The organism is Rhizobium sp. NLR22b, from assembly GCF_019685295.1.
Classification (GTDB): Bacteria; Pseudomonadota; Alphaproteobacteria; order Rhizobiales; family Rhizobiaceae; genus Rhizobium.
Genome location: NZ_JABDWM010000004.1, coordinates 81,179 through 94,465, shown reverse-complemented (window position 1 = coordinate 94,465; position 13,287 = coordinate 81,179). Strand labels below are relative to the sequence as shown.

Genomic DNA, 13,287 nt, shown 5'->3' with positions numbered 1-13,287 from the left:
CGGAATTCCCATGGCGCTCAGTTTCATCAAAAAGGTCTTCACCTTCGGCAAGCCGGCTGAGGAACCCCTGCCTGAGGCCGTGGAAAGGGAGCTCGAGCCACGCTCGCGCGACGAGGACCTGCCGATTGCGGAAGATCCTGTTCTTCCCGAGGAGATGGATACGGCCGGCGGGCCGGCTGCGGATGTCGGCGAGGGCGCCGAGGAAGAGCGTGACGATGCTGAGCCCGCGATCCTGCCGGCTCCGGATCAGCTGAGCGATATCGGCGTTGTTCCGCTGTCGCTGCTGGAAGCCGAGGCGGAAGCGGAGACGGAAGCCCAGCCGATGGCTGTGGACGTGGTGGAAACACCCCCCTCTGTCCTTGCGGGACATCTCCCCCACAATGGGCGAGATCGTTCGGAGCCGGAGGTGTCGGTTTCCGCGGAAGAGACAGCGGATGGCGCAGACCTGCTTCCAGAAGAGCCCGAGCTTGATGTGGAGCAAGAGATCGCCGTTCAGCCGATCTCCCCCCCTGTGGGGGAGATGCCCGGCAGGGCAGAGGGGGGGATCACATCCGCCGAGCCTTCCGAGACGATTACGGAATGGCCGAAGTCTGAATCTCCCGTCCTCCCCAAAGGCTTCACCACCGGCCCTGCGATCATTGCACCGGAGCCCATTGCCCCGCAGCCGAAGCTCAACTGGTTCCAGCGTCTGCGGAACGGGCTTGCGCGCACCTCCTCGCAGCTCACCGGCCAGATCACAGCGCTCTTCACCAAGCGCAAGCTCGACGACGAGACGCTGCAGGATCTCGAAGATCTGCTGATCCAGGCCGATCTCGGCGTCGAAACGGCGTTGCGCGTTACCGATACGCTGGCTTCCGAGCGCTATGGCAAGGATGTGACCGGCGAGGATGTCAGCCGGATTATGGCGTCCGAAATCGCCAAGGTTTTGACGCCGGTCGCCAAGCCGCTGCAGCTCGATCTCTCGCACAAGCCGCATGTCATCCTCGTCGTCGGCGTCAACGGTACCGGCAAGACGACGACGATCGGCAAGCTTGCCGCGAAGCTTTCGGGCGCCGGGCTGAAGGTGATGCTGGCCGCCGGCGATACATTCCGCGCGGCGGCGATCGAGCAGCTGAAGATCTGGGCTGAGCGAACCAATTCCGAATTCATCGGCACCAAGCTCGGCTCCGATGCCGCCGGTCTTGCCTATGATGCCTTCGAACAGGCGAAGGCGAAAAAATGCGACGTGCTGATCGTCGATACCGCCGGCCGGCTGCAGAACAAGGCCGAGCTGATGGCCGAGCTCGAGAAGATCGTGCGCGTGCTCGGCAAGCTCGATCCCGATGCGCCGCACACCGTACTGCAGACGCTCGACGCCACGACGGGGCAGAATGCGCTGAGCCAGGTCGAGATCTTCCGCAATGTCGCCGGCGTCAACGGGCTGATCATGACCAAGCTCGACGGCACGGCACGGGGCGGCATTCTCGTTGCGATCTCCGCCAAGCACAAGCTGCCGGTCTACTTCATCGGTGTCGGCGAGGGCGTGGAAGACCTGGAGCCGTTCGAGGCCGAGGATTTTGCCCATGCCATTGCCGGGCTCGGGCAATGATGCCACAGATATGCCGCCGAAAGCCTGCAAGGGACGGTCGGGAAACAGGTTTTCAGCAATAGCAGGTTCGAAGAACGCATGACCACCGAAAGCGATATCACCCCGTCCGCGGCCGACCGCCATCATCCGATACTGAAACTGGCGTTGGAACTCGGGCCGCTGATGATCTTCTTCTTCGCCAATCTGCGTGGCCAATGGCTGGTCGAAAAATTTCCCGCCCTTTCCGAACTGGGCGGGCCGCTGTTCGTCGCGACCGGGCTCTTCATGGCGGCGACGGTGATTTCGCTTGTAGTTTCGAAGATCGTGCTCGGCCATCTACCGATCATGCCCTTCGTCTCCGGCATCGTCGTCGTCATCTTCGGCTCGCTGTCGATCTGGCTGCAGAACGAGACCTTCATCAAGATGAAGCCGACCATCGTCAACACGCTCTTCGGGGTGGCGCTGCTCGGCGGGCTGGCCTTTGGCCGGTCGCTGCTCGGCTATGTCTTCAACGCCGCCTTCCAGCTCGATGCCGAAGGCTGGCGCAAACTCACGATCCGTTGGGGCATCTTCTTTCTGTTCCTCGCCGTGCTGAACGAAGTCGTCTGGCGCAACTTTTCCGACGATACCTGGGTCGCGTTCAAGGTCTGGGGCACGATGCCGATCACCATCATCTTCACGCTGGCGCAGATGCCGCTGGTGCTGAAACATAGCCTCAATCCCGAAACGGACGGTGAAAAGTGAGCGCTGCAGACGTCGAATACCGGATCAGGCATCAGACCTTCTGGTTCGTCGCGTGCCTTGCGGTCCTGGTCGCCCAAGTCGTCGCCGAGCATCTGATGGGGCGCGTGCCGATCTGCGCCTGCGGCTATGTCAAGCTGTGGGAGGGCGGGGTCAATACCAGCGGCAACTCGCAGCATCTGTCGGATTGGTACACGCCGTCGCACATTATCCACGGCTTCCTGTTTTACGGACTGAGCTATCTGCTCCTGCGCCGCAAGCCGCTGATGGCGCGTCTGCTCCTGGCGCTCGTCATCGAGTCCGGCTGGGAACTGCTGGAAAACTCCCCTCTCATCATCGACCGCTACCGCACCGCGACGATCGCGCTCGATTATTACGGCGACAGCATCCTGAATTCGGCGATGGACACCGTCTTCATGTGCGTCGGCTTCTTCTTCGCCTGGCGGGCGCCGATAGCGTTGACCGTGGCCGTCGCCATCTTCTTCGAGATTTCCACCGGGTATATGATCCGGGATAATCTGACACTGAATGTGCTGATGCTGATCTGGCCGGTTGAGGCGATCAAGATCTGGCAGGGTGGGGTTTAGGGGCAATAAAATCCCCTCCCCAATCTTTCCCGCTGCTCCTAATCCTGCCGATCGCGAGGATCGTGAGGTGTTCCCCGGCTGCGCCAAAACTCACTTTCCTCTTCTTCCGTGATGAAGTCCTGAGGTTCCGGGGCCGATGGCGCCTCATCCTCGGGATAGCCTGCAACCAGAAAATTCTCGGCCTCCAGATAGGCACGCGCTTCGGGCCGCAGTTCGACTTCCAGAATATGAACGGCAACCTCACCGGAATATTCCGAAATAGGTTCGGCATACGAATAGATCGCCCAGGGGAAAAGCCTGACCATGACGTCGTGGAGGTTGTGAGCTCGGAGACGATAATCGATCTGCACATCCGGCTCTGCCTCCTGGCCTTCACCGATGTAGATGCGGAGATTGCCAAAGATCGCAGTTGTATCGCCCCACTCGTCCCATACGAAAAACGTTGTCTGGTCTTGTATTTGCTCCATCAAAACGAGATCGAGCGCAAAGGCCGAGCGCATCAGGAATTCCGGATCAGTCGGTATCGCCTCCTCGAAACAGAGCCTGGCAGTGGCGTCGAGCAAGTTGGTTGCCGGGATGGCAATCGACCATTCCATCCTCACTTCCTCCCATAGCTGCTTCTCCATTCGCTGCCACAATATCAGTCCGGTTTCGGTGTCAACGATGATGACGCAAACGGGTAGCGAATGCCTCGCCCAACAGTCCAGATGGTGTTTTTCACCGCGATAGATGTAATGGCCTTCGGTTCTCTCCGCGCAGGACATCGGTCGGATCTGCAGCGGCAGAAGCCGGCCCGTTGGCCAACCGTTTTCGAGGATTTCAGCGCGAGCGTCGATACCGATGTTCGAATCCGTCTGCCTGCGGAAAGACCATCCGAAATCCCGGATGAAAACCTTCTCGACCAGGTCAATGGCAAGGCGTGTGGACGGATCCATTTGATGGATGTCCGGCTTTCGAGATTGTAACCGTCGCCGTGGCGGCTCCGGTGAAAAGGCCCTGCGCCGGACGGCAGCGAGAAGGCCGAGTGCCGCCGTGATCAGCATCCCAATTGCAACAAGTCCAGCCTGGAGAAGTCGAACCATTGAACCTCGCCGTCACGAAGCGCGGCCTCCTGTATCGACGTATTCAAGTAAAGAAAGAAGACCTCGGAGGATGTCCGTCGGCGACGGCGGGCAACCTGGAATATGAAGGTCGACGGGTATGACCTTGGAAACTCCGCCGACAACCGCATAACTGCCCGCAAAACAGCCACCGTCGCGGGCGCAACCACCGAGCGCAACCACCCACTTTGGAGCCGGTGTGGCGTTGTTTGTCCGTTCTAGTGCTTCGCGCATGTTCTTGGTTACGGGGCCGGTTACGAGCAGCACGTCGGCATGGCGCGGCGAGGCAACGAAACGCATGCCGAAACGCTCGATATCGTAGAAGGCATTGCTCAGCGCATGCATCTCCAACTCGCAGCCGTTACAGGAACCGGCATCGACTGCGCGGATTGATAGGCTGCGCCCAAGGCGCCGGCGCGCGGTTTTGTCGATAGCGGCGATGAGCTCTTCCATGGCCGCATCGGAGGGGGATGGCGCCGGTTCTGTCAGCGGCAGGCGGATCAGGTTTTCGAAAAGGAGTTTTCGCATGCGACCCTGCCTTCAAAGATCATGACCAGAATAGGAACAATTGAACGACTTGTTGCAGAGCGGGAAATCGGCAACGATATTGCCTTCGATCGCTGCCTCGATCAGCGGCCACTGAAACCAAGATGGATCGCGCAGATGGCAGCGTTCGACGACACCCTCCGGTGCAAGCCGAAGCCAGACCAGGACGTCACCACGAAAACCCTCGACAAGCGCCATGCCTTCCCGACGTTCACCGACGGAAGGGATCGCGTTGAGGATAGATCCGATCGGGAGACGATCGAGAATCTGCTCGATGAGCAACAGGCTCTCGTCGACCTCCCGAATACGGATCCAGACGCGGGCGTTAACGTCGCCGTCATTAAGCACCGGAACGCCGAAGACCAAATGATCATAGGGCGGGTAGAGCAAGACGTGCCGGGCATCGAAACCGCGCCCGGATGCGCGCCCGACGTAGCCGCCGGCCCCGTACGCGCGCGCCAATTCGGCGCGCAGCCTACCTGTGCCGACCGTCCGGTCCTGCAACGAGGCGGTGTTGTCGTAGAGCTCGACCAGGGCTGGAAACCGATGGCGGATTTCGAGAAGGAGGCTTCGCAAGCCGGCCGCTCCGCCGCCGTTCAGATCGCGGGTGACGCCGCCGGGCGCGATACGGTCGCGCATCAGGCGGTGACCGAAGGCGGCATCGGCTGCCCGCAACACACGCTCGCGCAGCGCGCCGCAATGAGCCAGCATCAGAGGAAACGCGGCGTCGTTGCAGATGGCGCCGATGTCGCCAAGATGGTTGGCGAGCCGTTCCAATTCCGCCATCAGAGCGCGCAACCAGATCGCCCGCGGCGGAACAACGATCCCCAATGCGGCCTCGACGGCACACGAAAAGGCATAGGCGTATGCGACGGTGCTGTCGCCGGACACTCTCCCGGCGAGCTGGGATCCGCGAATCGGATCCGCGCCCTCCATCAGCGCCTCTATCCCCTTGTGGACGTAACCGAGTCGCTCCTCAAGGCGGACGACCGTCTCGCCATTGGCTGCAAAGCGGAAATGTCCCGGCTCGATGATGCCGGCGTGCACCGGGCCAACCGCGATCTGGTGCAGACTGTCACCTTCGGCGGGCAAAAAGGCATAAGGACCGGCTTCCGGCAACGCGATCCCGCGTTCTCCGAGGGGATGGCGCAGATCCCAGCAGCCGTGATCGAGCCACGGCCGGCTATCCGGCAAATCCCGTGGGTCAAGCCCCGTGAGATCGCGGAGCGCCCGCTCCAGCCGCAAGGCCGGCGGATGCAATTGCGCGACGGAAGGATAGCCGCCCTCCTCCAGCTCTTCCAGACTGAGAACCCCGATTGCGCGGGTCGGTTCGTCGAGTAAGGCCATATGAACGGCACTCGCCTCGCCCCATAGACCGAGCAGGATCAGGCGCCCTTCGGATAGCGCCGATATGGCCGATGTCCATGTGACCGCATCGACGATGGCGCGTTGCCACGGAGCGTGGTGCGGTACGGAACGACCTTTCTCGAGGACATCACTGAGCGTCGACATCTCCCCTCGCATCATCGAAGAAGGTTGGCGATATGCTGGAACCAGGCAACCAGCTCTGACGGCAGATAGACGCCGGCGACAAGCACCAGCATGAGATGAGCATACATCGGCACATAGGATGCCTCGGCGGGCGCCGTGCTGCCGCGGGGCTGTCCGAACACCGCTCCCGTGAGCCGCAGCAGCAGTGCACCGAAAGCGACCAGCAATCCGAAGACGAGCGGAATGGCGAGCAGCGGTTGCTTTGCGAAAGCTGAACTGACGATCAGGAACTCGCTCATGAATATCCCCGCCGGCGGCACGCCGGCGATGGCGACAACGCCGGTCAGCAAGCCCCAGCCCAGCCCCGGATGCGTTTCGCTGAGGCCGCGGATGGCGGAGAGCCTTTGCGTTCCCTTGACCTGGGCGATATGGCCGACGGCGAAGAAGATCGCCGATTTCGTCAGCGAATGCATGACCATATGCAATAGTCCGGCGAAATTGGCGAATGGTCCGCCGAGGCCGAAAGCAAAGACGATCAGGCCCATGTGCTCGATCGAAGAATAGGCGAACAGGCGTTTGATGTCGCGGCGGCGGTAGAGCATGAAGGCCGCGAAAATCAGCGAGGCGAGCCCCATCGTCATCATCAGCGGTCCAGGCGCAAGAGCTTCGGGATTGGCCGACAACAGCATCTTGAAGCGCAAGACCGCATAGAGCGCGACATTCAGGAGCAAGCCGGATAGGACCGCCGAGATCGGCGTCGGGCCCTCGGCATGGGCATCCGGCAGCCAGGCATGCAATGGCGCGAGACCGATCTTGGTGCCATATCCAAGCAGCAGAAATACGAAAGCGACGTTGAGAAGCGCCGGATCGAAGGCCGAGGCGTGCTCGATCAGAATGGTCCAGACCATGGCGTCATAGCCTTCGCCGACGACCGGCTGCGCCGCCAGGTAGATGAGAATGGTGCCGAAGAGCGCAAACGCGATGCCGACGCTTCCCAGAATGAAATATTTCCAGGCAGCTTCCAGTGCTTCGTGGGTACGGTAGATGCCGACCATCAGCACGGTGGTGAGCGTTGCAAGCTCGACGGCGACCCACATCAGGCCGATATTGTTGGACACGAATGCCAGATTCATGCCGAACATCATGATCTGATACATGGCATGGTAGAAACGAAGGTTTGCAGGCGTCAGCCGGCCGATATCCAGTTCATGCGCAATGTAGCTGGCACTGAAGATGCTGGTGGTAAAGCCCACGAAGCTGTTGAGGACGATGAAGACGATATTGAGATCGTCGACGAGCAGATATTGCCCCGGAGCCGGCCGTTCGGCCGGGAACAAGGAAAGCGCGGCGAGCAAGGTCAGCAGGCTTGCAAATACGTTCAGCCGTGCGGTCATCCGATAACCGGGCAAAAGCGCCAGGAGGGCAGCCGCAACGAGCGGTATCACAAGGACGGCTGTCACGGCATCGAAGGCCACGACGGAGGAGAACGCATTCATTTCCGCCGTCTCCCTTTGAAGTCATCCAGCGCGCGGACATCGACCGTGTCGAAGCGTTCGCGGATGCGAAACAGAAAAACGCCGATGACGATGAAGGCGATCAGGATCGAGAAGGCGACGCTGATCTCGACGACGAGCGGCATGCCCTTGGCGCCGGTCGCGGCGAGCACCAGCCCATTTTCGAGCGACATGAAGCCCACGACCTGACTGACCGCGTTGCGGCGGGTGACCATGATCAGCAATCCCAGCAGCAGGACGGATAATGCGAAGGCGAGGTCCTCGCGCGCCAAAGGATCCGCCTCCGGCGTCACCCGCAGCATTATAACCGTCGCCAAAGCGACGAGAGCGATGCCAGCGAGCATGGTGGAGCCGATGCCGACAACGGCCTCGATCTCGCGGTGGATGCCGAGTTGGCGGATCATGCGATGGAGTACGACGGGGATAACGATTGCCTTGAAGACGAGAGCGATCGCCGCCGTGACATAGAGATGCGGAGCATCCTGGACGAAGGCCTGCCAAGCGACCGACATCGTCAATATCAGCGAATGCAGCGCGAAGACGTTGAGCAATGCGTAGAGACGGTCCTGATAGAGCATCATCATGCTGACCAAGACCAGGCCGCCGGCGAGCATATGGGCGATATCGAAGACCGCACCGTTCATCAAAGGCTCCTTGAAACGAAGCGCAACAGAGTCGCGAGCAGGCCGAGCATCAGCGCGGCGCCAAGAAATTCCGGCACCCGGAAAACCCGCATCTTGGCGGTTGCCGTTTCGAACAGGGCGAGGAGAGCACCGCCGACTGCGAGCTTGGCGAGATAGGCAAGGATGCCAGCCAGATAGGCAGAAGGGCCTTCTCCCAATTCGGCGAGTTTCCACGGAACGAACATGCAGGCGATCAACGAGATGTAGAGTTCGAGCTTCAGGAAGGCCGCCAATTCGATAATTGCGAGGTGCCGTCCGGAATATTCGAGCACCATGGCCTCATGCACCATGGTCAGTTCCAGATGGGTAGCGGGATTATCAACGGGAATACGCGCGTTTTCGGCGATTGCGATCATGACGAGCGCGATCAAGGCGATCGCCAGCGAAACCCGCAGCCCCACCTGCGGTGACGTCATGAAGGCGGCGATGCTCGAAAGCTGGGTCGAGCCGGCGATCAGGGCGAGCGTGAAGATGATGAGCAGCATCGACGGTTCTGCCAGCGTTGCGATCATCACTTCGCGGCTCGATCCGATGCCGCCGAAGCTGGTGCCGACGTCCATGCCGGCGAGCGCCAGAAAGAAACGCGCGCTGCCAAGCAGTGCGATGATGGCGATCAGATCGGCCGTCCAGCTAAAGATGAGGCCAGTGGCGAAAGTCGGGATGACTGCAGCCGCGACCCAGGTCGCGGCGAAGATGAGGTAGGGCGTTATCCGGAACAGCCATGACGCATTCTCGGCCAGCACCACTTCCTTGCGCACGAGCCGCAGAATGTCGCGGTAGGGCTGGATCATGGAGGGCCCCCGCCGGCGCAGCAACCGCGCCTTGATCAGACGGATAAAACCGGTCAGCAGCGGCGCGATCAGCACGACGAGCGCCATCTGAACGGCCTGGACGAGGAGAGCGGAGATCATGACCATAGCGCCAGCACCAGAAGCAGGAAGACGAGCGCGAGGAAGACCAGGCTCAGATAGCGCCGGATCGTCAGGAATTGCAGATGGTTGAGCTTTTCGGCGGCAAACCCGACGGCGCCGACGATCGGCAGGTAGAGCCCTTCCCAAATCAGGTCATGCGCCTCGACGGCAAAACGCGCCGGCCGAAGATCCCCCGGCGGCGGCATGTCCACCCTTTCGCGGACGCGGAAAACCACTGTCCCGAAAACGCGCCGAACCGGCTGGGCAAAGCTGCCTGCCGTGTATTGCGTCGCCGGGTTGATTTCGGGAAAGCCGCAATCCCAGGCGGGCGCCCGGCGCAGCGCCCGCGAGGCGAAACGGTGGATGAGATAGGCCGTCGACGACGCTGAGAAGAGGGTGAACAGGAATACCAGAAGACCATTATAGGTACTGCGGCTCTCGGCGATCGGCACAATCGACAGCCATGGAATATCCGTCTGCATCGGCACCTGTTCCCCGATCAGCGACAGCGTTACGGGCGCGAGCGCATCGATGACGATCCCCGGCAGGATGCCCGCCAGAAGACACAGCGCGGCCAGCACGCACATCGCCGCGAGCGAGAAGCGATCGACCTCCACCGCCTTCTCGGCCACAATGGTGCGAGGACGACCGAGAAAGGTCACGCCGAATGTCTTGACGAAACAGGCAGCCGCCAGGGCAGCCGATAAAGCCAGCATGCCGCCCACCGCCGGCACCAGAATCTTCAAGCCCCATTGCGGCAGAACCGGGCTCTGCAGCATAGCCTGGAACGACAGCCACTCGGAAACAAAGCCATTGAATGGCGGCAGGGCCGAGATCGCGACGCAGCCGACGAGGAAAACGACGCTCGTGACCGGCATGCGATGGATAAGGCCGCCGAGCTTGTCCATGCTCCGCTCACCGGTCGCCGTCAGCACCGCGCCGGCGCCGAAGAAGAGCAAGCTCTTGAAGAATGAATGGTTGAGGACATGAAATAGCGCGGCAGCCAGCGCTAATGCTGCCGCCAGCCCCATACCGTTCGCCTTGAAGGCAAGCGCCAGCCCGAGGCTGACGAAGATCACCCCGATATTTTCGATGGTGCTGTAGGCGAGCAATCGTTTGAGATCGCTCTCCATCAGCGCCTGCAGGATGCCGAGCACGGCGCTCCCGCTGCCGATGATCAGCACGACGATACCCGACCACCAGGTCGGCATGCCGAGCAGATCGAAGACCACCCGGATGAAACCATAGACCGCGACCTTGGTCATGACGCCGCTCATCAAGGCGGAAACATGGCTTGGGGCTGCTGGATGCGCCAGCGGCAACCAGACATGCAGCGGCACGAGACCAGCCTTGGAACCCGCGCCGAGCAGCAGCAGGACAAGCGCGAGGCCGGCCACAAACGGACTGTGCGCCGATAACCGCATGGCTGCGAAGCTATAATCGCCGGCAGATCCTGCAAGCAGGCCGAATGCGAGCAACAGGGCAAGCGAGCCGGCGCTCGCCATGACGATGTAGACGTAGCCGGCCTTCCGGTTATCGGCATCGCGATGGTGGGCCATCACCAGCGCCCAGGAAGCAAGCGACATGAACTCCCAGGAGATGAGGAAGGTGAAGGCATCGTCTGCCAGGATCACCAGGTTCATGCCGGAGAGGAAGGCGGGAAAGAACGGCAGCACGCGATGCGGCGCATGTTCGTGACGGCCGTAACCAAGGGCGTAGAGAGCCGAAAGGGCACTACCGAGATTGACGACGATTATGAAGAAGGCAGCGAGCGCATCGAGCCGGAAATGGCTTCCCAGCCACGGGAGGCCGATAGGAAGGGCAAGCAACGATGCTTCGGCGGAAGGAAGCCCTCCGCCAAGATATGCGAGGGCAGTGACAAAGGCGATGGCGGAGAAAGCCAGGCTCACACCGTAGACAACTGGCGTCGACCGGCTCGAATGAGTGAGCAGTACCGCCAAAACCGCCGTCCCAAGCAATGCCGCCGCGCATAACAATAGGACTGAAACCGATGTCACGAGTTCGTCCTCGCTGTGGACAAGGACGCCAACCGTTCCGTGGTTGCGCTCTCTGAGGGCTTGGTCTTCGCTTTAAGCCTGACCCCGCGCCCGCCATCCGTGCTAACGGCTCCCTCGTTGATCACCTCGACACCTGCACTGTCCAGCGCCGCCAGCAGACGCATCAGGGTGTCGACATTCCCGCGCACCACATCGGCACTCGCCTCCATTCTCTGGATCGTCGGAACCGAAACTCCCGTCAGTTCGGCCAACTGCCGCTGGTCGATACCGAGAATGGCCCTGGCGGCCCGCATCTGAGCTGCAGTGATCACGATTAAACATCGCTTATCTTGCGCACACTCTGACAGTTGAGGTCCATGATGTGCCTATTGATGTCTGAAATCAATATTCTGATGTCTAGGCAGAGGTTTTGATATGAACCATCGCGAAAAGATTGATCGCGGTGAACGGCGTGCGGCCGGTCCGTGGAGCCGGATCAATGATCATCTGGAGGCGCGGGGCTGGAGGCATCGCCCTCGGCGGGCGTAATCGACAGCTAATCGTATGTTCGTAGGGAGAAACTTACGAAGCCGGCTTGCCCAGCGCCTTTTCCATCGCCGGATACAGGCCTTCCTTCAGGCTGATGTCGTCGAAGGGGCCGACGCGCTTGTAGAGGATGGTGCCGTCGGCGCTGACGAGGTAACTTTCCGGGATGCCGTAGACGCCCCAGTCGATCGCCGCCTTGCCGTTTGGATCGATGCCGATCGCTTGATAGGGATTGCCGAGTTCGCCAAGAAAGCGCAGGGCGTTCTCATTCTTGTCCTTGTAATTGATGGCGACGATGTTCAGCCGGCCGTCTTTGGCGAGTTCCTTGAGAATAGGGTGTTCGTCGCGGCAGGGGATGCACCAGGAGGCGAAGACGTTGACAAGCGTCAGCTTGTCTTTGATCGCGGCGTCGGTCAGCGCTGGCAGGTTGGCGCCGTCGAGTGGCGGAAGGTTCAGCGACGGCGCCTTGGTGCCGATCAGGGCGGACGGGATTTCGGCGATGTTTTTGCCGTGGAAATCCTGGTCATAGAGCATCTTCGCGGCCGTCGCCGCAATGCCGCCGAACACGATCAGCGGCAGAAGCGCCAGGGCGTAGCGGCCAAGTCCTCGGGGCTTGGCAGTTTTGGTGTCGGGCGTCTCGGTCATTCGCCATCCTTTGGCCGCGCCGAGCGGCGGCGGATACCGGCGGCTTCGAGGCTCGCAAGCTCGCGGCGGCGCGCCCGGCCGTCGGCCCAGGTCCACAGGATGACGGCGAGTGTCACCAATGCGGCGATGCCATAGGATGCATAGACATAGAAGGCGTGCGTCACGGCCTATTCCTCCCGGCTGGCCATGCGGGCGGCGAGACGGCGCTGGGCGGCGACGCGGCGGCGCCAGATCTCGTTTCTCATGGCCATGAGGTGCAGGGTGAAGAAGAGCAGCGTGAAGGCGGTCGCCATGACGAAGAGCGGGCGCAGGAATTCCGGATCGATCGCCGGGCCATCGAGGCGCATCACGCTTGCCGGCTGATGCAGCGTGTTCCACCAGTCGACGGAAAACTTGATGATCGGGATGTTGACGAAGCCCACGAGGATCAGCACGGCGGAGACGCGTGCGGCCCTCGAGGGATCGTCGATGGCGCGGCTCAGCGCAATGAGGCCGAGATACATCAGAAAGAGGATGAAGACAGAGGTCAGTCTGGCATCCCAGACCCACCAGGTGCCCCACATCGGCTTGCCCCAGAGCGAGCCGGTGATGAGCGCCAGCAGCGTAAAGGCGGCGCCGAGCGGGGCTGCGGCCTTGGCGGAAACATCAGCGAGCGGGTGGCGCCACACCAGCGTGCCGATCGCCGAGAAGCTCATGATCGTATAGCACATCATCGACAGCCACGCGGCGGGCACATGGATATACATGATGCGCACCGTCTCGCCCTGCTGGTAATCGCCTTCGGTCGCGAAGCTCAGATAAAGACCGACCGCAAAACAGAGAACGGTAATGCTGGCCATCCAGGGAATGATGCGCGCGGCCAGCGCCAGAAACCGCGTCGGGTTGGCGAGATCGCTGATTTTGCTGATGGCAAGGCTGGTTTGGCTCATGAGCGCTTCCTTACCTTGATCCGGCTTTTC

General features: G+C 61.3%; 14 protein-coding genes. 3 read left to right on the top strand and 11 right to left on the bottom strand.

Annotated elements, in window-relative coordinates; all coding sequences use genetic code 11:
• Positions 1-10: 10 nt before the first annotated feature.
• The 3 genes from ftsY to HJC00_RS08515 all read left to right on the top strand — a co-directional run bounded on the left by ftsY (position 11) and on the right by HJC00_RS08515 (position 2,895).
• Positions 11-1,588, top strand: a complete 1,578-nt coding sequence (gene ftsY / locus HJC00_RS08525) for a signal recognition particle-docking protein FtsY (RefSeq protein ID WP_221163852.1) — start codon at positions 11-13, stop codon at positions 1,586-1,588.
• 78 nt (positions 1,589-1,666) lie between these two features.
• Positions 1,667-2,311 carry a septation protein A gene (locus HJC00_RS08520; RefSeq protein ID WP_221146126.1) on the top strand — a complete coding sequence of 215 codons (645 nt, stop codon included), beginning with the start codon at positions 1,667-1,669 and terminating at the stop codon, positions 2,309-2,311.
• Positions 2,308-2,895, top strand: a complete 588-nt coding sequence (locus HJC00_RS08515) for a DUF2585 domain-containing protein (RefSeq protein WP_221146124.1) — start codon at positions 2,308-2,310, stop codon at positions 2,893-2,895. Before HJC00_RS08520 ends, HJC00_RS08515 begins: the two co-directional genes overlap by 4 nt.
• 38 nt (positions 2,896-2,933) lie before the next feature.
• Here the strand turns inward: HJC00_RS08515 and HJC00_RS08510 are convergent, their stop codons facing one another.
• The 11 genes from HJC00_RS08510 to HJC00_RS08460 form a co-directional block, all read right to left on the bottom strand.
• Entirely contained in the window at positions 2,934-3,830 is an 897-nt protein-coding gene (locus HJC00_RS08510) for a DUF4365 domain-containing protein (RefSeq protein WP_259672209.1), read from the bottom strand.
• 159 nt (positions 3,831-3,989) lie between these two features.
• Complete coding sequence (locus HJC00_RS08505) at positions 3,990-4,523, bottom strand: NADH-quinone oxidoreductase subunit B family protein (protein WP_168302249.1); 534 nt, start codon at positions 4,521-4,523, stop codon at positions 3,990-3,992.
• A 12-nt stretch (positions 4,524-4,535) separates the two neighbouring features.
• On the bottom strand, positions 4,536-6,053 hold the full coding sequence (locus HJC00_RS08500) for a nickel-dependent hydrogenase large subunit (RefSeq protein WP_221154764.1): 1,518 nt from the start codon (positions 6,051-6,053) through the stop codon (positions 4,536-4,538).
• An 11-nt stretch (positions 6,054-6,064) separates the two neighbouring features.
• Positions 6,065-7,528, bottom strand: coding sequence for a hydrogenase 4 subunit F (locus HJC00_RS08495; protein ID WP_221163850.1), 1,464 nt, complete (start codon positions 7,526-7,528; stop codon positions 6,065-6,067).
• Complete coding sequence (locus HJC00_RS08490) at positions 7,525-8,190, bottom strand: hydrogenase-4 component E (RefSeq protein ID WP_221146108.1); 666 nt, start codon at positions 8,188-8,190, stop codon at positions 7,525-7,527. Before HJC00_RS08490 ends, HJC00_RS08495 begins: the two co-directional genes overlap by 4 nt.
• Positions 8,190-9,146, bottom strand: a complete 957-nt coding sequence (locus tag HJC00_RS08485) for a respiratory chain complex I subunit 1 family protein (RefSeq protein ID WP_210633004.1) — start codon at positions 9,144-9,146, stop codon at positions 8,190-8,192. The genes HJC00_RS08490 and HJC00_RS08485 overlap by 1 nt, the downstream gene beginning before the upstream one ends.
• The gene (gene hyfB / locus HJC00_RS08480; protein WP_221163849.1) at positions 9,137-11,158 is read right to left on the bottom strand and encodes a hydrogenase 4 subunit B; all 2,022 of its coding nucleotides are present in this window, start codon (positions 11,156-11,158) and stop codon (positions 9,137-9,139) included. Before hyfB ends, HJC00_RS08485 begins: the two co-directional genes overlap by 10 nt.
• Positions 11,155-11,469: a helix-turn-helix domain-containing protein gene (locus HJC00_RS08475; RefSeq protein WP_405047659.1), complete on the bottom strand. Its 315-nt coding sequence runs from the start codon at positions 11,467-11,469 to the stop codon at positions 11,155-11,157. Before HJC00_RS08475 ends, hyfB begins: the two co-directional genes overlap by 4 nt.
• A 250-nt stretch (positions 11,470-11,719) precedes the next feature.
• On the bottom strand, positions 11,720-12,328 hold the full coding sequence (locus tag HJC00_RS08470; RefSeq protein ID WP_221154757.1) for a DsbE family thiol:disulfide interchange protein: 609 nt from the start codon (positions 12,326-12,328) through the stop codon (positions 11,720-11,722).
• The gene (gene ccmD / locus HJC00_RS08465) at positions 12,325-12,492 is read right to left on the bottom strand and encodes a heme exporter protein CcmD (protein WP_221146102.1); all 168 of its coding nucleotides are present in this window, start codon (positions 12,490-12,492) and stop codon (positions 12,325-12,327) included. The genes HJC00_RS08470 and ccmD overlap by 4 nt, the downstream gene beginning before the upstream one ends.
• Positions 12,493-12,495: 3 nt before the next feature.
• Positions 12,496-13,257, bottom strand: a complete 762-nt coding sequence (locus HJC00_RS08460) for a heme ABC transporter permease (protein ID WP_221154754.1) — start codon at positions 13,255-13,257, stop codon at positions 12,496-12,498.
• Positions 13,258-13,287 lie beyond the last annotated feature (30 nt).

Bases quoted from the DNA above. Each gene is read 5' to 3' on its own strand.
- HJC00_RS08500 (WP_221154764.1), bottom strand. From the start codon at position 6,053: ATGTCGACGCTCAGTGATGTCCTCGAGAAAGGTCGTTCCGTACCGCAC.
- HJC00_RS08460 (WP_221154754.1), bottom strand. From the start codon at position 13,257: ATGAGCCAAACCAGCCTTGCCATCAGCAAAATCAGCGATCTCGCCAAC.
- ftsY (WP_221163852.1), top strand. From the start codon at position 11: ATGGCGCTCAGTTTCATCAAAAAGGTCTTCACCTTCGGCAAGCCGGCT.
- HJC00_RS08520 (WP_221146126.1), top strand. From the start codon at position 1,667: ATGACCACCGAAAGCGATATCACCCCGTCCGCGGCCGACCGCCATCAT.
- HJC00_RS08495 (WP_221163850.1), bottom strand. From the start codon at position 7,528: ATGAATGCGTTCTCCTCCGTCGTGGCCTTCGATGCCGTGACAGCCGTC.
- HJC00_RS08470 (WP_221154757.1), bottom strand. From the start codon at position 12,328: ATGACCGAGACGCCCGACACCAAAACTGCCAAGCCCCGAGGACTTGGC.
- HJC00_RS08485 (WP_210633004.1), bottom strand. From the start codon at position 9,146: ATGGTCATGATCTCCGCTCTCCTCGTCCAGGCCGTTCAGATGGCGCTC.
- HJC00_RS08510 (WP_259672209.1), bottom strand. From the start codon at position 3,830: ATGGATCCGTCCACACGCCTTGCCATTGACCTGGTCGAGAAGGTTTTC.
- HJC00_RS08490 (WP_221146108.1), bottom strand. From the start codon at position 8,190: ATGAACGGTGCGGTCTTCGATATCGCCCATATGCTCGCCGGCGGCCTG.
- HJC00_RS08505 (WP_168302249.1), bottom strand. From the start codon at position 4,523: ATGCGAAAACTCCTTTTCGAAAACCTGATCCGCCTGCCGCTGACAGAA.